The 22,145-nt window shown below is 71.1% G+C and carries 12 protein-coding genes; 9 read left to right on the forward strand and 3 right to left on the reverse strand.

Annotated elements, in window-relative coordinates:
* Nucleotides 1-16: 16 nt before the first annotated feature.
* Nucleotides 17-1,246 (reverse strand): MFS transporter, encoded by a 1,230-nt coding sequence (locus ACFSXZ_RS28720; RefSeq protein ID WP_378268344.1) that lies wholly within the window; start codon nt 1,244-1,246, stop codon nt 17-19.
* Nucleotides 1,246-2,439 (reverse strand): cytochrome P450, encoded by a 1,194-nt coding sequence (locus ACFSXZ_RS28725; protein WP_378268345.1) that lies wholly within the window; start codon nt 2,437-2,439, stop codon nt 1,246-1,248. Before ACFSXZ_RS28725 ends, ACFSXZ_RS28720 begins: the two co-directional genes overlap by 1 nt.
* Before the next feature lie 223 nt (nt 2,440-2,662).
* On the opposite strand from ACFSXZ_RS28725, the gene ACFSXZ_RS28730 reads away from it, so the two are divergent.
* Nucleotides 2,663-3,919 carry an aminotransferase class III-fold pyridoxal phosphate-dependent enzyme gene (locus tag ACFSXZ_RS28730; protein WP_378268346.1) on the forward strand — a complete coding sequence of 419 codons (1,257 nt, stop codon included), beginning with the start codon at nt 2,663-2,665 and terminating at the stop codon, nt 3,917-3,919.
* Here ACFSXZ_RS28730 and ACFSXZ_RS28735 read toward each other — a convergent pair.
* Nucleotides 3,901-5,232, reverse strand: a complete 1,332-nt coding sequence (locus tag ACFSXZ_RS28735; RefSeq protein ID WP_378268347.1) for an NB-ARC domain-containing protein — start codon at nt 5,230-5,232, stop codon at nt 3,901-3,903. The genes ACFSXZ_RS28730 and ACFSXZ_RS28735 overlap by 19 nt on opposite strands.
* A 445-nt stretch (nt 5,233-5,677) precedes the next feature.
* On the opposite strand from ACFSXZ_RS28735, the gene ccrA reads away from it, so the two are divergent.
* From ccrA to ACFSXZ_RS28775, 8 genes are all read left to right on the forward strand, one after another.
* Entirely contained in the window at nt 5,678-7,021 is a 1,344-nt protein-coding gene (gene ccrA / locus ACFSXZ_RS28740) for a crotonyl-CoA carboxylase/reductase (protein WP_378268348.1), read from the forward strand.
* Between the two features lie 6 nt (nt 7,022-7,027).
* Nucleotides 7,028-8,791: an asparagine synthetase B family protein gene (locus tag ACFSXZ_RS28745; protein WP_378268349.1), complete on the forward strand. Its 1,764-nt coding sequence runs from the start codon at nt 7,028-7,030 to the stop codon at nt 8,789-8,791.
* A 66-nt stretch (nt 8,792-8,857) separates the two neighbouring features.
* The gene (locus tag ACFSXZ_RS28750) at nt 8,858-10,318 is read left to right on the forward strand and encodes an amino acid adenylation domain-containing protein (protein ID WP_378268350.1); all 1,461 of its coding nucleotides are present in this window, start codon (nt 8,858-8,860) and stop codon (nt 10,316-10,318) included.
* Nucleotides 10,319-10,368: 50 nt separating this feature from the next.
* Entirely contained in the window at nt 10,369-12,072 is a 1,704-nt protein-coding gene (locus ACFSXZ_RS28755; protein ID WP_378268351.1) for an acyl-CoA dehydrogenase family protein, read from the forward strand.
* Nucleotides 12,069-16,805, forward strand: coding sequence for a condensation domain-containing protein (locus ACFSXZ_RS28760; protein WP_378268352.1), 4,737 nt, complete (start codon nt 12,069-12,071; stop codon nt 16,803-16,805). The genes ACFSXZ_RS28755 and ACFSXZ_RS28760 overlap by 4 nt, the downstream gene beginning before the upstream one ends.
* A 2-nt stretch (nt 16,806-16,807) precedes the next feature.
* Nucleotides 16,808-18,400 carry an amino acid adenylation domain-containing protein gene (locus tag ACFSXZ_RS28765; protein ID WP_378268353.1) on the forward strand — a complete coding sequence of 531 codons (1,593 nt, stop codon included), beginning with the start codon at nt 16,808-16,810 and terminating at the stop codon, nt 18,398-18,400.
* Nucleotides 18,397-21,324, forward strand: coding sequence for a type I polyketide synthase (locus ACFSXZ_RS28770; protein ID WP_378268354.1), 2,928 nt, complete (start codon nt 18,397-18,399; stop codon nt 21,322-21,324). The genes ACFSXZ_RS28765 and ACFSXZ_RS28770 overlap by 4 nt, the downstream gene beginning before the upstream one ends.
* Nucleotides 21,321-22,073, forward strand: a complete 753-nt coding sequence (locus ACFSXZ_RS28775; protein WP_378268355.1) for a thioesterase II family protein — start codon at nt 21,321-21,323, stop codon at nt 22,071-22,073. The genes ACFSXZ_RS28770 and ACFSXZ_RS28775 overlap by 4 nt, the downstream gene beginning before the upstream one ends.
* Nucleotides 22,074-22,145: the final 72 nt, after the last annotated feature.

Below are 22,145 nucleotides of genomic sequence, written 5' to 3' on the forward strand. Positions count from 1 at the left end.
GGCTAAGACTTCGCCGTCACCGCACGACGCCGACGTGCTCGGGTTCGGGGGCCGGACGGCGGAACGGGGGCAGAAGCGGCACCGCCGCGACGGCGAGCGTGACGACGCCGCCGACGACGATCGGCATACTGAGGCCGTACCGCGAGGCGATGACCCCGCCGAGGGCGGCGCCGAAGGGCGCGGTCCCGTTGCCGACCAAGCGGAAGACGCTGACGACACGGCCGAGCATGTCACCGGGGACGAGTTGATGACGGGTGGAGGCGGCGGCCACCGAGCTGATGGTGGAGGTGATGCCGATGATCGTCATACACGCCGCCGCCAGATAGGGGGATCGCGTCACCGCGAGCGCGAGAAAGGCCGCGGCGCGGCCGAGTTGGGCGGCAACGAGCATCGTCGAGAAGTTCAGGCGCCGCGACACGGTGGTGGCGAGCCAGCCGCCGGCGGTTGCGCCGAGGGCCTGGGCGACGAGCAGGAAGCCGTAGCTCCACGTGCTGACGCCGAGGTCCTCGCGGGCGTGGAGCACAAAGGTCGCCATCGCCGTGGTGGCCGCGAGGTTGCCGCCCGCGATGAAAACCGCGAGCCCGAGGAGTTGCCGCTGACCCAGCAGCCACCGGACGGCCTGGTTCAGCGAGGCGATGACGCCGGACCCGGGGTGTTCCGGGCGTGGAAGCGGCGGAATCCCGCGCAGGAGGCCCGCGGAGCCGGCGAAGGTGGCGGCGTCGGCCGCGATGGGAAGCCAGGGCGCGACCGTGAACAGCGCGCTCCCGATGGGAGGGCCGACGAAACCCACGGAGACGCTTTCGGCAGTGACGATGCGGCTGTTCGCGGCGGCGAGCGCCGTACGGTCGTCTCCGGTCAGGCTCGGGATGATGGCCTGGGAAGCGGCCTCGTGAAAGCTCTGCCCGCTGGTCAGGATGAAGCCGGTCACGGCGAGCGCGGGAATCGAGCACAGGCCCGCAATCGTCAGGGTGGCGAGGACGAGCAGGCACACCATGCGAAGAAGGTCGGCGGTGATCATCACCGCTCGGCGGGGCCACCGGTCCACGAGCGCGCCGGCGAACGGCCCGATGACCAGCCAGGGGGCGAGACTCGCCGCGCTGACGAGCGACACCGCTACCGGATCGGCGGAAATGACGGCCGCCAGCAGGGGTGCGGTGGCGAGATAGGCGCCGTCGCCGAGGGAACTGGTCGCTACCGCGCCCCACAGGCGTTTCAGTCCGCGAGGCCCCCCGGCGACCGCGGGCATCAGGTTTCGTCCCAAGTGACCTGGAGTTCGTAGAGGCCGTAGATGGTCGAGTCGTGCTTGACGGGCACCTGGTCGGCCGGTACCGCGAGCCGCAGGCCGGGCACCCGGCGCAGGAGTGTTCCGAAGACCACCTGCAACTCGGTGCGGGCCAGGTGCTGGCCGAGGCATTGGTGTGGACCATAGCCGAAGGCGATGTGGTGGCGGGCGTTCCGGTCGATCCTGATCTCGTCGGGGTCACGGAAAGCCGCCGGGTCGTGGTTGGCGCTGTTGCTCAGGCCCAGCACACCTTCGCCGGCCCGGATGGTCACGCCGCGGAATTCGATGTCCGTGCTGGCCACCCGCGCGGTGGTGAACTCGGCCACGGTCAGGACGCGAAGAAGCTCCTCGACAGCGGCCGGCATGAGCTCCGGCCGGGCCCGCAGCGCGGTGCGGAGTTCGGGATGTTCGAGCAGTGCCAGGATGCCGAGGGAGATCATGTTGGCCGTGGTCTCGTGCCCGGCCACCAAGAGCCCGAAGGCGAGGGTGACGACGTCCTCCGGTTCGGCGCCCTGGGCGAGTTGCCGCCCGAGCAGATCGTCGGTCGGGTTCTCGCGCTTTTCGTTCACCCGGTCACGCAGGTATTGACGCACCTCGTCGCCGTACCGGCGCCGGTCCTCGGGGGGCACCGTCCGGCTCACCATGCCCATGGTGCGGGTCTGGAAGAACTCGTGGTCGGCATACGGCACACCGAGCACCTCGCAGATGACCAGGGAGGGCACCGCCAGCGCGAGGTCCTTGACCAGGTCGGCCGGGCGGGGACCGGCGAGCAGGGCATCGATGAGTTCGTCGACGATCGCCTGGATGCGGGGCCGGAGCGCGGCCACCCGGCGCACGGTGAACTCGGGCACGACGGCACGCCGGGCCGCACCATGCTGCGGTGGGTCCATCATGATCAGGGTGGGGCGTATCCCGTCGGCCGAGCCGGGCGCGCCACGGGCCTTGCCGGTGAACGGAAAGTTCGGATGGCGGCGGTCGGAGCTGAATCGCTGATCGGTCAGCATGGCGCGGACGTCGGCCATCCGGCTGAGCACCCACACCTCTTGACCGGCCGGCATGGTGAAACGGGAAATCCCCTCGGTCTCCCGGATCGCGACGTGCTCCTCCGGCGGCGCATAGGGGCAGCGGCGGGTCACCGGAAGAGAAGGGGAAGTCATTGTCGGAGCCTCCTGGGTGCCGGTACGCACGACCATCATCGACATCGCGCCCGCCATCCGAAAAGTGTTTCCCCGTTGCTCAACAAATTCCGAAACACCATCGAGAATGGAAGCTATGGCGCACATCCCGTCGCATTGATACGTTCCCTTTCACGCCCCCAGCGTTTCATCGGACCGCGTCGGAGAATCACCATGGGAACCGCACCGAAAGTGGAGATCGCGCATGAGTGACACGAGTCTTGTCGCGCCCCCCAGCCTCACCACCGACGCGCTTCTGCGCAGCCGCGCGGAAGCGGTCGTTCCCGGCGGGATGTACGGACACCTGGCCCTGCCGACACTGACCGGTATTCCGCAGTACATCGAACGCGCGAACGGAAGCCGGCTGTGGGATGTGGACGGCAACGAGTACGTGGACCTGATGTGCGGCTGGGGTCCCGTCATCCTCGGCTACCGCGACGCGGTCGTGGAGGCGGCGGCCGAAGCCCAGCGCGCCAAGGGCGACTGCCTCAACGGGCCGAGCCCGGTGATGATCGAGCTGGCCGAGATCTTCGTGGCGACCGTAGAACACGCCGACTGGGCCATGTTCGCCAAGAACGGCACCGACGCCACGACCATGTGCTGCACGATCGCCCGCGCCAAGACCGGCCGGAAAAAGATCCTCGTCGCGGAGGGCGCCTACCACGGTGCGGCCCCGTGGGCCACGCCGAACCCGACCGGCGTCCCCGCGGAGGACCGCGCGAACCGGATTCCCTATGTCTACAACGACATCGAGTCGGTCCGTGCGGCGGTGACGGACCACGCGGACGAGATCGCGGCGATCCTCGCCTGCCCGTTCCGCCACTACGCCGGCCTCGAACAGCCACTCGTCGACGAGGATTTCGCGCGGGACCTGCGCGACATCTGCGACGAGATCGGCGCGGCCCTGATCCTCGACGACGTCCGGGCAGGCTTCCGCATGCATCACGGCAGCAGCTGGGAGCCGATCGGAGTTCTCCCCGACCTCTCGGCCTGGTGCAAAGCCGTCGCCAACGGCTACCCGATCTCCGCGGTGACGGGCAACGACGACTACCGGGACGCCGCCGCGAGCATCTTCGTGACCGGCTCCTTCTGGATGAGCGCGGTGCCCATGGCCGCGGCCGTGGCCACCATCACCGAGCTCGGCAAACGCGATGCCGTCGGTCGCATGGCCGTGGTCGGTGAGCAACTGCGCGCGGGCATCCGTGCCAGCGCGGAGCGCTACGGCTTCGCCGTCTCGTCCACCGGACCGGTGCAGATACCCACTCTCCTTTTCACCAACGACACGAAGTACCAGCTGGCCAAGGCGCTCAGCTACGAGGCCCTCGCCCGAGGGGTCTACACCCATCCGGCACGCAACTGGTTCATCTCCGCCGCCATGACCGACGCCGACCTCGACATGGCGCTGACCGGTCTGGACGGCGCCTTCCAGGCGGTGCGAAAGGCCTATCCGGACGCTTCTTGAGCGAGCCGGACGCTGAAGGGCCCTTCCGCGACCGCCCGGCCCTCCGCGAACAGCGCGAGAGGACCGTCCATGAGGTACTGGTCCGGTCCGACCTCGGCCAGCAGATTCACGCCGATCAGCACCTCCAGCAGGCGGCGGGTCTGTGCCTTCGGCCGGCGCAGCAGCGCGGCGGCATCCGCCGTGCCGACCACCTCGCCGGGCATCTGCCCGAGGAGGCGGAACGCACGGGACGACTCGGCGTCGAGCTGATGGTAGGAGGCCTCGAAGGATTCCCGTACGGTCAGCCCGTCACCCCCGGTCAACAGGTCCAGCCGGGCGTCGGCATCGCCGGGACCGGCCAGTTCCTGCGCCAGGCCGCCCAAAGAGCGGTGCCTGCTGGCGGTCAGCCGTTCAGCCGCGGCCCGCAGGGCGAGGGGAAGGCCCGCGCACCGCAGGACGAGAGCCCGCGCACCCTCGATCTCGGCACGGACCCGCTCACGGCCCACCACGAGAGCCAGCAACTCGAGGGACTCCCCGGGGGACATCGGTTCCAGCGCGATCCGGAAAGCGCCCGAGCGCGCGGCGATCCCGGACATGCGCCGGCGACTGGTCACGACGACCGAGCAGGTGCCCGCGCCCGGGAGCAACGGCGCCACCTGGTGGGAGTCCGCGGCATTGTCCAGGACCACGAGCATCCGGCGGTCGGACACCAGGGTCCGGAACATGGCACTGCGTTGCTGGATCCCCTCCGGAATCACTCGTTCGCTCACCCCGAGGGCGAACAGGAAGGCCTTCAGGACCGCCGCCGGGTCCAGTGGAGCACCGCGCGACGAGTAACCCTGGAGATCTTCGTAGAGAACGCCATCACCGAAGGCGTGCGAAGCCGCCCCTGCCCACCCGGTCACCAGTGCGGTCTTTCCCACGCCGGGCGGCCCGTCGATGGCGACGGTCAGGCCGCGGCCGTCCAGACTGGCCCGGCTGTGGATGCGGTCCAGCGTCCGAAACTCCGCCGTCCGTCCGACAAAGGGGCTTACCGGGCGCGGAAGTTGCGCGGGCAGCACGGAATGGGTGACCGGCGCGGGCTCGGCGTCCCGGGCGAGGGCGATCAGCTCCCCGCCCGCCAGCAGCGCCCGGTCGCACAGCTCGGCGAGCTTGATAGTCGGTGCCGCGGCCGCGTTCTCGATCCTGCTGAGCCAGCCCGGGCTGTACGCCACCAGTCTGGCCAGTTTTCGCAGAGACATGCCCTGTTCCTCACGTCTGCTGCGCAGCTCGGAGCCGAAGCGCCGCAAGGGTTCCCGACCCGCCAAATCGCCACCCGGAATCAGTGTCTGCATGAAAATCACCGCCTCGTCCGCTGACGAGTCTGCCCCGGCGCCCGATGCGCACGATCGGGAACGGGCCGTGTTAGGCCCGGATTGCCACTCAGGTTGACCCGTAAGTACCACCGGCTCACGAAGGCACCGATTCGGCCGGCCGGGCCGTTGGACCAGACCTATCCGCTGATCAACGCTGGTGAGACTCAGGTCACAACGACCACGATGCCGGCCATAGCGGCCGCCGAGTGCCGTTACCTGCTTTATTTCGTTTACTCGCGGTGTTTATCGCGATTGGCAACAGCGCAACACTGTCGGCTCGGATGGTTCCGTAGCATGATCGAACCAGGTCGACCCCCTCCAATACACCTATTCCCTGTCATTCGCATTCGATCGAATGTGGAGGCCCGCCGGGCGGGAAAGTCGATTCTCTCTCACCGTTCGCTGAAAGGGGAAACGGTCCCTCATGCAGAACATCGTCGACGCCGTGCTTTCCGCCGACGCCACCGCCGAGGACATCGCCGCGCTCGCGCTCCCCGATTCGTATCGGGGGGCAGTGGTCCTGGCCGAGGAGTCCACGATGTTCGAGGGGCTGGCCGATGCCGACAAGGATCCCGCCAAGTCGCTGCACCTTCGTGACGTGCCGACCCCCGAGCCGGGGCCGGGCGAGGTGCTCATCGCCGTGCTGGCCAGCGCGATCAACTACAACACCGTGTGGAGCGCTCTCTTCGAGCCGTTGCCGACTTTCGCGTTCCTCGAACGCTGGGGCCGTACCGTGCCCGGCGCCGCTCGCCACGACCTGCCCTACCACGTGCTCGGCTCGGACGCGGCAGGCGTCGTCCTGCGCGTCGGTCCGGGCGTGACGCGATGGAAGCCCGGCGACCACGTCGTGGCGCACTGCCTCGCCGTCGATCTCGACCACCCGGACGGTCACGACGACACGATGCGCGACCCCCACCAGCGGATCTGGGGTTACGAGACGAACTTCGGAGGGCTCGCCGAACTCGCCCTGCTCCAGGGCAACCAGCTCATGCCGAAGGCGGCCCACCTCACGTGGGAGGAGGCGGCGAGTTCGAGCCTGGTCCACTCCACGGCGTACCGGCAGCTGGTCTCTCGCAACGGCGCCCAGATGAAGCAGGGCGACATCGTGCTCATCTGGGGCGGCGCGGGCGGCCTCGGCTCGTACGCGACCCAGCTCGTCCGCAACGGCGGCGGGCGAGCGGTGTGCGTGGTCTCCAGCCAGGACAAGGCCCGGCTGGCGCGCGAAGCCGGAGCGGAAAGCGTCATCGACCGTCGCGCCCTGGGCTTCCGCTTCTGGAGCGGCGACGAACCGGACCCCGGCGAGTGGCGCCGCTTCGGCAAACACATCCGCGAGCTCACCGGCGGGGACGACCCGGACATCGTCTTCGAACACCCCGGCCGCGAAACGTTCGGTGCCAGCGTTTTCGTGGCCCGGCGCGGCGGCACGATCGTCACCTGCGCGTCGTCCAGCGGATACGACCACCGGTACGACAACCGCTATCTCTGGATGCACGTCAAGCGGATCATCGGAACGCACTTCGCCAACTACCGCGAGGCCTGGGAGGCGAATCGCCTGATCACCCGGGGCGTCGTGCACCCCACGCTGTCGGCGGTCTACCCACTCGGCGAGACGGGGCACGCCGTCCGGACGGTGCACCGTAACGATCACAGCGGCAAGGTCGGCATCCTCTGCCTGGCACCGCACGAGGGGCTCGGCGTCACCGACCCGGAGCTGCGCGCCCGGCACCTCCCGGCGATCAACCGGTTCCGTCGTCCCGTCGAAGGCTGACCCACGATGGCAGGAATAGCGGGCTGGATCGACCGGGCCGACGATCTGACCCGGCAGGCCGTCACGGTCGCCCGCATGGACGCCGGGCTCGTCACCCGTGGCGGCAAGGGCGGCCTCTGGGTCTCCCCCGTCGCGGCGCTCATCCAGCGGATCGACGCCACCTGGGGCGGTTCCGGCGGACCGGCGGTGCACACCGTCGACGGCGAGGCCCGTGTGGTCGCGCTCTGCGACGGCTATCCGGGCGAGGACACCAGCACGACCCCGGCCGAACAGATCCTGGCCGCGTACCTGCGCTGGGGACCGGACCTCGCCGCCCACCTCGACGGGGTGGCCGCGTTCGCGATCTGGGACGTCGCGGCCGGTGAACTGCTCCTCGGGCGGGATCGCATCGGGCTCCGGCCGCTCACCTACCTGCCCACGCCGAACGGCCTGCTCTTCGCTTCCGACGTCACGGTGCTCGCCCGGCACCCGAAGGTGCCGGCCGTCCTCGACCAGGAGGCGGTCTGCGCCCTGATCACCCAGTCCCGCCCACCGGGTGAGGGGGTGCTGGCGGGCATGCGCGAGGTACCGCCGAGCTGTGTGCTGAGGGCCGATCGGCACGGGATCACGATCCGGCCGTACTGGCGGCTCGAGGCACGCCCGCACGAACTCGACCTGCCGCGGACGCTGGACCGCGCCCGCGACCTGCTGTGCGACGCGATTCACCTGGTGACGAGCGGGGTCGATCCCGGCGTGATGCTCTCCGGAGGCCTCGACTCCAGCGTGCTCACCGGGTTGTGCTCGACCGTGACGGGGCACCCGCCGCGGACCTTCACAGTCGCCTACGCCGGCTCCGGGAAGGGACCGGACCAGTCCTACGCCGCCGAAATGGCGCGCTTCGCGGGCTGTGCACACACCGAGGTCACGGTGGACGCGGCCGAGCTGTCCGACCCGGCGACGCTGGCCGCCGTGGTCGCCGCCAAGGACTATCCCTCGCCCTACGGGGACAAGAACGTCAGCCCGTACCTCTTCTTCCGCCGGATGGCCGAGCACACGCCGTTGGTCCTCAGCGGGGAGTCCGCGGACGTGATGTTCGGCGGCGCGACCGGGCCCCAGAGCGATGGCAGGCCACTGACCACCTTCCCTTGGCTGGAACGCTTCCGCCAAGTCGGCAAGACCTACGGGCTCGGCACCGGACTGTTCGACCAGGACCTGCTGCGGACGCTGGACGCCGGCGCCTACCTGGACCGGATGTTCGTCATCGCCCTCGACGAGGTTCCGGTGCTGGACGGCGAGGATCCGGTGGACCGGGTGGCCCGCCAGGTCGACTGGATCAACGTGACCCGCCTCCTGGAACTGGCGGCCGGACACTGCGAGCAGCTGAGCAACGCCGTCGGCCTGCAGATCCGGTTCCCGTTCGCCGACTATCGCCTGTGGTCGTTCATGTACAACGTGCCGACCGCGCTGAAGTTCGACGGCGGGACGGAAAAGGCGCTGCTGCGCACGATCGGCGCTCCCGTGGTGCCGGACAGCATCATGGCCCGCCGCAAGGTGCCCTATCCGATCACCTACGACGCGCGGTACAAGGCCGCGCTGCTGGATCGGCTGCGCGAACTCGTGGAGGACTCGTACGCACCCTCCCGGCAGCTGATCGATCTCGAAGCCTGTAAGCGCTATCTGACCGAGCCTGCCCTCATCGACCGAGGAGGCTGGCACGGCCGGGCCGATCTCGAGATGGTGCTGCAGGTCGATACCTGGATGCGCCGCCTTGATGTCGGACTCCGCATCTGACCCCGCCACCGTCATCGAGGGACATTCATGCCTGTTTCACCGCTTTTCGAACTTTTGAACGCAAACGTGCGGGAGAATCCCGACCGCGTCGCTGTCCGGGACCGGGACCGTTCCCTGACCTACCGCCAGCTCGCCGACCGGGCCACGAGCCTGGCCGCCCGCCTGCGCGCGGACCACCCCACGCCAGGTGCGCGCGTCGGGCTCTACCTGAACCGCACCGTGGACCTGGTGACGGCCGTCGTGGCGACGACGGTGGCCGGGCATGCGTACGTGCCGCTCGATCCGGCGTACCCGGAGGCGCGGCTGCGGTTCACCGTCGACGACAGCGGGATCGCCGCCGTCATCACCGACCAGGACACCACGGCCCTGGGCACCGCCCTGAAAACGATCCGGCTGGACGAGGAGGGCTTCGCGGACGAGCCCCCGCCGGCGCCGGACGACCTTCCGGACGACGTGGCCGCGTACGTCATCTACACGTCCGGGTCCACCGGGCGTCCCAAGGGTGTCGAGGTCCGCCAGCGCAACGTCGTCGCGCTCGTCACGGCGCTCACCGAGATGTTCGACCACACCGCCGACGACGTGTGGACGCTGTTCCATTCCTACTGCTTCGACTTCTCGGTCTGGGAGATCTGGGGCGCGCTGATCACCGGCGGCACGTTGGTGGTCGTACCGGCGGAAGTGGCCATCTCCCCCGAGGCGATCCTCAGCCTGCTGACCACACACCGCGTCACCGTGCTGAACGTTGTGCCCTCGGTGTTCCGGCATCTGGCCGCGGCTCTTCGCCGGGTCCCGGCGCCACCGGGCGACGTGCGTCGCGTCATCTTCGGCGGCGAGGCGATCGACCTGGGTGACATCCGAGCCTGGCGGGCCGCCACCGGCTCCGGATGCGAGTTCGTCAACGGATACGGCGTGACCGAGGCGACCGTCTTCGCCACCATGCGCACGCTCTCGGCCTTCGAACTCGACGCGCCCGGTGACGACCACGAGTTCGCCCGTGAACTGGGCACGCCGTTGCGCGGCTGGGACGTCCGGGTGAGGTCCGAGGACGGCACCGACGTGCCGGTCGGCGCGACCGGGGAGATCTGGGTCGGCGGGGCCGGAGTCGCCACCGGATACGTCAACCGACCCGAGCTGACCGCCGATCGCTTCCTCGGCGACGGCGGTTTCTACCGCACCGGCGACCTTGCCATCCGACGGCCGGGCGATGTCTTCCACTACGCCGGGCGCGCTGACGACCAGGTGAAGCTCAACGGCTACCGGATCGAGCTCGGGGAGATCGAGTCGGTGCTGCGCCGGCTGCCCGGAATCCGCGACATCGTGGTGGTCCGTGGGGTCAGCCGCATCGGCGTCGCTCAGTTGGTGGCCTACTACGTCGTGGATCCGGCGCAGCCGGATCCGGACCTCGCCGGGTACGCACGCGCGCAACTGCCCCGCTACATGGTCCCGGCGCGGTTCGTGCGACAGAGCGAACTGCCGCTCACACCGTCCGGCAAGACCGACCGCCGCGCCCTGGCCGAGGCCGGATGAGCGCGGCTCGACGACAGCGAGCGATCGGCGACGACGAAGGAGCGACACCCGTGGCCACCCGTGTCTTCATCTCGGACCCCGACCGTCCCAGCTTCCTGGAGCAGCTCTACCAGGGCCGGTTCCGCTGGGACATCCTCACCGGCTTTCCCGAGCAGGACGAGCGCGACCGGGCGATCGGCGACGAGGTCGTGGCCGAGTTGCTCGAGCTGATCGACGCGAAGATCGACGGAGACGCGGTCGACCGGGAGGCCGCTCTGCCGGACGGCTTCCTGCCGGAACTCGCCGCCCGCGGCTTCTACCGGCTGCAAGCCGACCCGGACGTCGGGGGACGGGCGCTCAGCCAGTACAACACCTACCGGGTGGTGCAGGCCGCCGCATCGCGGTGCACGCCCGTCGCCCTGTCCATCGCGCTGGAGAACGCGCTGGGCGCCGCACCGTACCTGAGCGTGCTGCCGGAGGGGCCGCTCCGCGATGTCGTCCGGGCGCACGTCGCCGCCGGCCGGTTCTCGTGCAGCGCGGAGACCGAGCCGCAGGGCGCGGCCAACTGGCGCCGGCAGACCGTGGCGGAACGGATCCCCGGCTCCAGCGACTTCCTGCTGACCGGGGAGAAAGTGTTCGTCGGCCACGCCCCGATCGCGGACCTGATCATCGTCTCCGCCACCGTGCGCGACGGCGGCGAGGAACAAATCCGGCGCTTCTTCGTGGACGCGGACAGCCCCGGCGTCACCGCGGGCGCCTGGCACACCTATATGGGAATCCGCGGCTTCCCGAACGGCTGGCTGCGTTTCGACCGCGTCCGCGTGCCGGCGGAGCGCATGTTCGGCGAGGCCCGCATCGCGCACCGCGTGCGGCAGACACCGGCTTCGGCACTGCTGAACATGCGGGGCCGGCTGTACCTGATCGGGGCACCGTCGCAGGCGGTGGCCGACCTGTGCTGCGACTGGTCCCGGGACTTCGTGAGGCGGCGCAAGATCGACGGACGCGGGCTCGGCGAATACGAGGAGATCCGGCGCCGGGTGGCCGAATCGCTGGCCGACCGGTACGCCATCGACACCGTGGCCCGTTGGTGCCTGCTGCCCGGTGATCAGGACCTTCCGGTGAATCCCCGGTTCGAGCAGAACCTGGCGAAGAACATCACGTCGCTGCTGGCCTGGCAGGTCGCCGACCGGACCATGTCCGTGCTCGCCGCCGAGGGGTACGAGACACACGACAGCAAGGCGGCGCGGGGGCTGCCCGCCGAACCAGTGGAGCGCTACCTGCGCGACCAGCGCAATCTGCGGATCTCCGGCGGGGTCGACTTCTTCATCGACCTGGGCGTCGCCCTGCAGTCCACCCTCGCGTTCTGGTACCCGCCGCCCGAGCCCGGCCACGCCGGCGAGCCACCGGCCGAACCGGCGCTGACCGTCCGCAACAACGGCCATCTGCGCTGGGTCGCCGCCGAGGTCGGACGGTTCGGCCGCATCCTGGGGGCCCTCACCGCGCGGTACACCCGCGAGGAGCTCAGCGAACGAGAGCGCACGGTGCTGTTGATCGGCGGATTCGCCCGCGAACTGCTCACCTGTTCCCTGGTCCTGGCCCGGGCCGCCGCCCTCGCCCGCGCGGGCGAGGACTCCGGCCAACTTCCCGCCGACGTGTACTGCACCTCCGCCCGGCATCGCGTCGCCGATCTGGTGCGGCAGGTGGAAGACGACTCCCCGGCCGACTTCGACGGCCTCGCCACACCGTGGCTCGATCCGGAAGGAACCCGCGCATGACCACGCCGCCGGAGACCGTCCCCCTGTCACCCGGGCAGGCGGCGATCTGGGTCAGCTGGCAGCTCGACCGGGACCACCTGGCACACATCATCCCGATGGTGCTCAGTGTCCGCGGTGACCTGGACGCCGACCGGCTGCGCACGGCGTTCCGCGTGCTGGGCGAGGCCCACCCCCAGCTACGCGCCCGGATCAGCGACAGCGGCCAGGGCCCGGTGCTCGACTGGTCGGACGCGCCGCACATCGAGGTACGCGAGTCCGTCACCGACGACCGGCGCGACGACGCCGTACGGCGGGCCTGGCAGGTCCCGTTCGACCTGCGTACCGGGCCGCTGTGCCGGGTCGAGCTGATGTATGGCCCGGACTGGACGGTCGTGCTGGTCGTCGTGCACCACCTGGTGTTCGACGGCGCGTCCCTCCTGGTGTTCCTCGAGGCCCTGACCACGGCGTACGCCGACGGGGAGTTGCCCCGCTCCGGCCCGGAGCCGTTCCTGCGACGGCTCACCGAGCGCCAGCGGCGACTGGTGGCGACCGCGGAAGGCGACCGGCACCGCGCCTACTGGCAGGCGGCGCTGGCCTCGGCCGCCGACCTGCTCCCGTTGCCGACCGGCGACGAGGAGCCCCGATTCACCGTGCACAGCGAGAAGCTGCCCGCGGACCTCGCGGCGAGGCTGCGCGAACGCGCCACCGAGCTCGGCGTCTCCTACGTGACGGTGCTGCTCGGCGGGTACTTCGCGCTGTTGAGGCGGCACACCGGCGGAGACCGGGTCATGGCGTTCCTGCCCTACCACGGGCGCCGGCCGGACGAGCGAGACCGGATCGGGTACTTCGTCAACCCGCTGCCGGTGACCGCGGATCCCGGCGGGTGCGACACGTACGCCGACCTGATCCGCCAGGCACGGGTGCGGGTCAAGGAGGCACTCGCCCACGGCGACCTGCCGTTCCCGGAGATCATGCGGGCCGCCGGCCTGACCGGGCCACAGGCCAGGGAACGCACCCACCAGACCGTCTTCCAGTACTGGAACGCCGGTCTCCGCGACGGCCTCGACGTGCAGGACGCGCCGCTGGTGCACGACGGGAGAACGGCCCGGCTGAGGCTGGAGGACATCGAGAGCACGGCAGGTTACCGGCTGGCGGTGATGGTGCGCGACGACAGCGCCGGTACCCGTCTGGTGTGGAAGGATCCGGTGGGCTCGCTCGGCGCGAAGGTGATCGCCGAGATGGCGGCCGACTACCGCGCGATCCTGGAGACGATCGCCGACGACCCCCATACCTCCCTGATCGCGGCGGCGTCGACCGCCGCGGTACCCACGTCGAACGCGCCCGCACCCCGGGCGGGCGCCGGCGTCCATCCGGCCGTGCCGAAGATGACCGAGGTCTGGCGCGAGGTGCTCGGCATCGACGACATCGAGCCGGTGGACTCGTTCTTCGAGCTGGGTGGCCACTCGCTGCTGGCGGAGAGCCTCGTGCTGGCGGTGAGCGAGCGGTTCGGCACCAAGGTCGGCATCCGGACCCTGTTCGACTTCCCGCGGCTCGCCGACTTCACCGAGGCCGTGGCGGGCCCGGCCGGTGTCCCGGCCTCCGGTTTCCAGCGCCGCATCTGGCTGGCCGAACGGCTGGAGGCGGGTTCGGGCGCGTACCACGTACCGCTGGCCTGGCGGGTCGCCGGACGGCTGGACCCACGGGCGCTCGCCGATGCGCTCGCCGCGATGGTCGCACGGCACGAGATCCTGCGAACCGCGTTCGTCGAGCATGACGGCGAGCTCCTCCAAGTGATCGGGCCGCCGTGGCGTCCCGTGGTCGAGGAGGTCGACCTGTCCACCGAGGGCGACACCGAGGCCGTGCTCACGCGGTGGCTGCGCGCCGCCGCGGGCCGCGCGCTGGAGCCGTCCTCCGGACGCCTGCTGACCGCCGCGCTGGTGGACACCGGACCGGACGGCCAGGTGCTGTTCCTGTTGCTGCATCACCTGATCTGCGACGGAGAGTCGGTCGGGCTGCTCCTGCGCGGTCTCGACGAGCACTATCCCGCCGCGGCTCTCACGCCCGCCGAGGCGCCGGAGGAGGTGGAGCCCGGTCAGCTGACCGCCACGGGCACCGGAACCGAGGCAGTGCTGGCGGAGATCTGGTCGGACCTGCTGGGCGGCGCGGCCGTGCGCCGGGACGACTCGTTCTTCGCGCTCGGGGGGCACTCGATGCTCACCGTACGCATGGTCAACGCCGTGGCCACGCGTCTCGGCGCGCGCATACCGATCCGCGCCGTCTACGACACGGCCGACCTCGCCGAACTCGCCGGCGTGATCGACGCCGCGCTCGGCCGGCAGCCGGAGCCCGGCGCCGCGGACGCGCCGCCGGACGTCCTGCCCGCCACCGACCATCAGTGGCAGATCTGGCTGGCCGAACAGGTCGCGGCCGGGACGCCGTACAACGTCTGCCTGGCGTGGCGCACCGGCGGGAAGCTGGACGCGGCGCTCCTGAGCGAGGCCCTCGCGCGGCTGGTCGACGGGCACGAAATCCTGCGTACGCGTTTCGAACTGCGCGGCGACCGACTGCACCAGATCGTCGGCGAGGCCTGGACGCCCGTGCTCGACCAGGTCACGGACGCGGATGACTGGCTGGCGCGGGCGGCCCGGACCCCGTTCGAACCGGCAAGCGGCCGGCTGCTGAGAGCAGCTTTGGCCGACCTCGGTCCGGACGGAATGGTGCTCATGCTCGGCCTGCACCACCTGGTGATCGACGGCGCCTCGGTGCCGGTCCTCGCCCGCGAGCTGTCCCGGTACTACTCCGACGCGGCGGCGGACCGGCCGTCGGCCGCACCCGGGACTCAGTACCGCCAGGTGGCCCTGGCTCGCGCGGCGGCGCGCGGCGGCGAACGCGAACGCACCGACCTCGACTTCTGGCACCGGCGGCTGAACGGCGTTCCGTCCATGATCGAGTTCCCGGCTCCGCGGGCGCCCGAGCCGGACGGCATCGTGCCGGTCGACCTTCCGCCGGGTGCGCTGACGCGGCTGCGAGGAACCGGCGTCACCTGGTTCACGGTGTTCGCCCACGCGCTGTCGGAGGCGGTGCGCCGGTGGACCGGCACCGCGCCGCCCACCATCGCCGTGCCGGTCAGCATCCGGCAGAACGGCCTCACCGACGTCCTCGGCCCGCAGTTGAACACGGTCGTGGTGCGTACCGGCGCGGCCGACGGCGGCCTGACTGCCATGCAGGGAGAGGTACTCGGCGCGATCGAGCACGCGCACGCGCCGTTCGACGACGTGCTCGCACGGCTCGCCCCGGCACGACGGCCGGACCGCGTCCCGTACTGCGACGTCATGCTCGACATGAACCTGCGCACCGAACGGCGCGCGGTACTCGGCGAGGCCGAACTCGTCCCGTACGTGACGGAATCCGTGCTGTCACAGGTCGCCCGGTACGGGCTGGTGCTCACCGTCGCCGAACAGGACGGCGAACTGTCCGCCGTGCTGTCGTATCCCGGCGCCCGCGTCGCGGCCGACGACGCCCGGACCGTGGCCCGGTACCTCTCGGAGGAGGTCGCCGCGGCCGCGGTGCCGGGCCGGACGCCCGCGCCGGTCCCCCAGTACCGCGAGTTCACCGCCGCTCAGGCACACGCACGCAGCGGCGAAGGCCATCGCGCCGATCTCGACTACTGGCAAGAGCGGCTGACCGGCGCCCCTGCGTACGTGGGCTTCGAGGACCCGCAGGCAGACGGCCCGGACGGCGCTCTGGCCGTCCCGGTCGGCGAGGATCTGGGCCCGCGCCTGCGGACACTGCACGCACGGCACGGCATCACGCCCTTCATGACCGTCGCGGCCTGTCTCGCGGTCGAGGTGGGCGCCTGGAACGGGCGGGACGACATCGTGGTGAGCACCCGCATGACCAACCGCACCCGGCCCGAATACCACGAGGTGCTCGGCCCCTGCCTGAACACCGTGGTGCTGCGGTCCGGCACCGGCCCCGGCCTGCTCGACGTGCTCACCTCGATGCGTGCGGCGGTGCTGGAGGCGACCGAGCACGCCGAAGCACCCTTCGAGGACGTGCTCGAGCGGCTGAACCCGCCGCGCCGGGCCGGTCGAACCCCGTACGCCGACGTAGTCCTCGCGCTGACCACCGAAAGCGGCGATCCGGTCCTCGGAGGGTGCCGGCTCACTCCGCTCGACGTGGGCGCCGGTGCGACCGGGTTCGCCGGAAAGTTCGGCCTGTCGGCGGGGGTGACGATCACCGGTGACCGCATCCGGGTCCGCCTCGGCTACCGCGGCGACCGCTACCGCCCGGCCGACATGACGCTCTTCGCCGCCCGGTTCGGCCGCCTGCTCGAGCTCACCGCGGACAACCCCGACCGCCCGGTGGCGGACCTGATCGCCGTCCTCGACGACCTGGGCCGCCCGGCGAGGCCGGCACCACCGCACGCGCCGGCGTCCACGGTGGCGGAGAGCACCACCGCACGGGCGACGGAGGAAATCATCGCCCGGCTCTGGACGCAGGTGCTCGGTATCGAAGAGATCGGCCGCCAGGACAACTTCTTCGATCGCGGGGGCACCTCGATGACGCTCGCCAAGGTGCACAGCCGGCTCAGCGCCGAACTCGACCGGCGCGTTCCGATCACCTGGCTCTTCGAATATCCCACGATCTCCGCGCTGGCGGCCGCCATCTCCGGTGACACGGCCGGTCCGCGGCGACCACAGCGGCAGGGCCGCCGTGCACGACCGGCCGCCGCACGCTCGCCGAGGAGTTGATCATGTCCCAAGCTCAAGCCTTCTTTTCCCACCCCGAGGGCTGGGTCCCTGACCTGACCGGAGCGGATCTCGGAGGGGTACCCGAGCTGTCCGCGCTGCTCGCGGACGGCGTACGGGCGGGCGGCGCCGGACCAGCCATCAGCGACGACGAGGACACCCTCACCTACCCCGAACTGGACCGCGCGGCCGCCGCGGTGCAGCGCGATCTGCGCGCCGCCGGCGTCCGTCCCGGCGACACCGTGGTCATCCACTGCCGCTTGGGCCGCTGGGCGATCGTCGCGATGCTCGGCGTGCTGCGCACCGGCGCCCAGTACGTGCCCGTCGACACGAACTTCCCGTACGAGCGGCGGGCCCGCGTCATCGCCGGGAGCCACGCGCGGGTCGCGCTCGTGGAACCGGAGGCAGCCGGCGAGCCGCTGCCCGGCGACCCCGCCGTGGAGCGGATCCTGCCCGTGTCGGCCGATCCCGGCCGCTGGCCGGACCGGCCCGCTCCGGCGGAGGACCGCGACCCCCGGCAGCCGGTCTACACACTGTTCACGAGCGGATCGAGCGGTACGCCGAAGGGTGTCGTCGTCTCCCGGCACGGGCTCGCCTGCTCGACCCAGGCGCGCCGGGTCTACTTCGGCGGCCAGGACCCGGCCGTCTATCTCCTCTGCACCTCGATCTCCTTCGACATGTCGGTCGGCCCGATCTACCACGCCCTGGCGACCGGCGGCCACCTGGTCATCCCCACGCCGGTGGTGGTGGACACCGAGGCGATCCTGGACGCCTGCGCCGATCACGGCGGCACGTTCATCTCGATCATCCCGTCGCTGTACCGCGTCCTGATCGACAGCGGCCGTTCGGAGGATCTGGCGACGCTGCGGGTGGTGATCGTCGCCGGTGAGCCGTGCCCGCCGGCTCTCGTGCGCGACCACGCGGCGGTCCTGCCGCGGGCCCGGCTCCACAACGAGTACGGGCCCACCGAATGCACGGTGTGGACCACGATGCACCGGTGCCGTCCGTCCGATGCGGACGCGCCCGACGTGCCGATCGGGGTGCCGGGACCGGGCACGACGGCGTACGTCCGAACGCCCGGCGGTCCCGCCCCGGCCGGGGTCCGCGGCGAGCTGTGGCTGGGCGGTCCGCAGGTCGCGCTCGGTTACTCCACCGCCACGAACGACGGTGACGCCGTGACGGATCTCGAGAACCGGTTGTACCGCACCGGCGACCACGTCTGGTACGACGACGAGGGTCTGCTCCATTACGCCGGCCGGATCGACGGCCAGCTCAAACTGGGCGGACTCCGCATCGAACTGCAGGAGATCGAGAACACGCTCAGCGCCGCGCTCGGCGGCCGATGGTGCGCGGTGGGCGTGGCGCGCCGCGACGGCATCCCGGCGGCTCTGGTCGGGTTCGTGATCGGCGGCCTCGGCGACGTCTCCGCCGACCACGTCCGCGCCCGCATGCGCGAGTCGCTGGCGCACGCGGCCGTACCCGGCGCCTTCTCGGCACTGGAGCGAATGCCCACGCTGGCCAACGGCAAGCTGGACCGGCACACCTTGGACCGGATGGCGGCCGAGATCGCCGGCATCGTCGCGGGCGTGGCCCGATGACCTTCCCGGACGGCGCCGTCGCCGTGATCGCCATGGCCGGGAAGTTCCCGGGCGCACCGGACGTGGAACGCTTCTGGGCCAACCTGTGCGATGGCGTCGAGTCGGTCACGGTTCTCGCCGGGCACGCCGACCCGGACCAGCCCGCCTACCTCCGCGCGAACGGGGTGCTGGCGGATGCCGACGCCTTCGACGCCCGGTACTTCGGCATGAGCGCCAACCAGGCTCTCGTGGTCGACCCGCAGCAGCGGCTGTTCCTGGAATGCGCCCACGAGGCGTTGGAACGGGCCGGATACGGCGGGCCCGACCGTCCGGTGACCGGAGTGTTCGCCGGAGGCACCCACACCGGGTACGCGGCCGCCGTCCGGGCTCACCTTGACCGGCTGCCCTTCGTCGACGAGATGCAGATCCGGCACGGCAACTCGGTCGACTTCCTCGCGACCCGGGCCGCCTACCAGTTCGGCCTGACCGGTCCGGCCATGGCGGTCCAGTCCGCCTGCTCGACGTCCCTGGTCGCGGTGCACACGGCCGTCCAGTCGCTGCTCGCCGGGGACTGCGACATGGCCCTGGCCGGCGGCGCCACGGTGCACGCCCACCCGCCGCGGACCGGGTACACCCCGGGTGGCGTCGCCACCCCGGACGGCCACTGCCGGCCCTTCGACGCCGCCGCCACCGGCACCATGGGCGCCAGCGCGGTCGGCCTCGTCGTCCTCCGGCCACTCGCCGACGCCGTCGCCGCCGGTGACCCCGTGCACGCGGTCATCCTCGGATCCGCGGTCACCAACGACGGGCGCGACAAGGTGGGCTTCACCGCGCCCGGGGTCGCGGGTCAGGCGGAAGCGATCCGGGCCGCTCAGGACCTGGCCGGGGTGGGCGGCGGTGACATCGGCTACGTCGAGGCGCACGGCACCGGGACCCCGCTCGGCGATCCGATCGAGGTCGCCGCGCTCACCCAGGTCTTCCGCGAACACACCACCCGGCGCCAGTTCTGCCGGATCGGCTCGGTGAAGTCCAACTTCGGCCACGCCGACGCGGCGTCCGGCGTGGTCGGCCTGATCAAGGCCATCCTGGTCGTCGAGCACGGCCTGATCCCGCCGACCCTGAACTTCACCACCCCGAACCCGGAGATCGACTTCCCCTCGACCCCGTTCCGGGTCAACGACGAACTCTCCGACTGGGCCGGCCCCCGCATCGCCGCGGTCAACTCGCTGGGCATCGGCGGCACCAACGCGCACGTGATCCTCGGCCAGGCGCCCGAACGCCCCGAGCCGGAACCCGATCCCCGGCCCCAACTGCTGGTGGTCTCCGCCGCGACGGCCGAAGCCGCCGAACGCGCCGCACAACGGCTCGCCGACCACCTGGCCGCCGCACCCGGCACCGACCTGGCCGACGCCGCCCGGACCTGCCAGGAGGGGCGGGCCGAACATCGGTACCGCCGCTACGCGGTGGCCCGGACGGCGGACGAGGCGGCCAGTGCTCTGCGTGCCGGCCGGACCGGGTCCCGCACCGACGAGGGGACCCCGTTCAGGATCGCCTACCTGTTTCCCGGCCAGGGCGGCCACTACCCGGGGATGGCGGCCCGGCTCTACGACACCGAGGAGGTCTACCGGCGACACGTGGACGAGGTCGTCGCGGTGGCCGGGCCCGGCCTGCTGGATGTGCTCCGGAGCGGGCCGACCGTGGAACGCCGGGCCCGGCTCGACGAAATCGGCGTGGCACAGCCCGCGGTGTTCGCCTTCCAGTACGCGATGGCGGGGCTGCTGTCGTCGTGGGGTCTGCGGCCCGACGCCGTCCTCGGGCACAGCCTCGGCGCGTACGCGGCCGCCTGTGTGGCCGGGGTGTTCAGTGTCGACGACGCGATCCGGCTTGTCCTGGAACGCGGGCGGTTGCTCCGTGAGATACCCACCGGCGCCATGGCCGCGGTTCACCTCGCCGAGGCGGACCTCGTCGCCCTGCTGCCGCCCGGGCTCGACATCGCGGCGGTCAACGGGCCAGGTCAATGCACGGTCGCCGGACCCGTCGGTGACATCGAGACGTTCGCCGCGAGCATGGCCGAGCGCGGGACCGACTGCCGGGTTCTGCGGGTCGGGGTCGCCGGGCACTCCGCGGCGGTCGACCCGGTGCTCGACCGCTACACCGCGACGGTCGCCGCGACCACCCTGAAGGAGCCCGCGGTGCCGATGGTCTCCGACGCCACGGGTCTTTGGGCCACCCCGTCGGAGGTGTGTTCCCCCGGCTACTGGGCCCACCACATGCGCGCACCCGTCCGTTTCGGCGACGCACTGGCCACACTGTTCGCCGAGCCGGGGTTCGTGCTCGTCGACCTGGGCCCAGGGCGGACCGCGGCGAGCCTGGCGCGCCAGCATCCCGGCGCCCGGCCCGGACAGATCGTCGTGAACGCGGCTCCGCACGCCGCGGAGGCGGGCACCGAACCGGAGACCGCGCTGGCCGCCCTCGGTCACCTGTGGTCGGCCGGCGTGGGTGTCTCCTTCGGTGCCCTGCACAACGGTCGCCGCCGGCGCACCGTGTCGCTCCCGACGTATCCGTTCGAGAGGCAGCGCTACCTCGTTCCGGAGGCACCGTCCGCGCCTCGCCGGAACTCCGGTTCGCCGGAGGACTGGACCGGCCCCCTCGACCGTGCCCCGGAGGGCGCAGACCAGGCTGAAAGCGCTCTCGAACCGGCCAACTCCGTTCTCGACGACATCCTGGACGCGTTCGGCCGCGCCTTCGGCGCCACCGACATCACCCCCACGGACGGCTTCTTCGACCTGGGCGGTGATTCGCTCGTCGCCCTGCGGTTCGCGACCTGGGCGACCCGCCACTTCGGCGTGCCGGTCTCCGGGGCCGACGTGCTCCGTGCCGGGACCGCCGCCGAGTTGGCCGCCGTGATTTCCCAGCGAGTCGCCTCGGAGGACGACAACCTATGACCACCGTCCGACGCAACCCCTGGCTGGTGGGCCGGCAGGCACCCGGGTCACCGGAGACCACCCTCTACTGCTTTCCGCATTCGGGTGGCATCGCCGGGGAATACGTACGCTGGGCGCCGGAGCTGCCCGGCACGCAGGTATACGCCATCGGCCTGCCCGGCCGGGCCAGCCGGACGCGGGAGAAGCCGATCACGGACATGCGCACGCTGGTCCGGACCCTCGTCGACGAGGTGCCATTCGGTGAGTCGTTCGTACTGTTCGGACACAGCTTCGGCGCGCTGCTGGCCTTCGAGGTCGCACGTGAGCTGCGCGACCGCGGGCTACAAGAGCCGGAGCGGCTCGTCCTGTCCGGATGCCCGGCCCCGCAGAGCGGCATCGAGGTGCTGGACGTCACGGCCCTGTCGGACCGCGACATCATGGTGCGCCTCGGCGACCGCTACGGCGGCATACCGCCCGAGGTCCTCGACAACGCCGAGCTGCTCACGCAACTGGCGCCCGCATTCCGGCAGGACTACCTGCTGCTCGGCCGGTACTCCTTCGAGCCCGGCCGACCGCTCGCCGTTCCCGCCGCGATCTTCGGGGGCTCGAAGGACAACGTTCCCCGGGAACGCCTCGAACAGTGGCGCGAACTCTTCGAGGCCGTACCGCCGTTACGGATGTTCGACGGAGGACACTTCTATTTCCGCGAGGACGACCGTCGCTTCTTCTCGGAGCTTCGGACCTTCCTGCATCACCAGAGTTCGCGCTGACGCGGCCCTCGCTCTCGCACTGACAGTCGAGCAGAATATGACGGGCATCGGATACTGACTCGTGTCACTGTT

This window comes from Amycolatopsis pigmentata (genome assembly GCF_042684065.1).
Lineage (GTDB): Bacteria > Actinomycetota > Actinomycetes > Mycobacteriales > Pseudonocardiaceae > Amycolatopsis_E > Amycolatopsis_E pigmentata.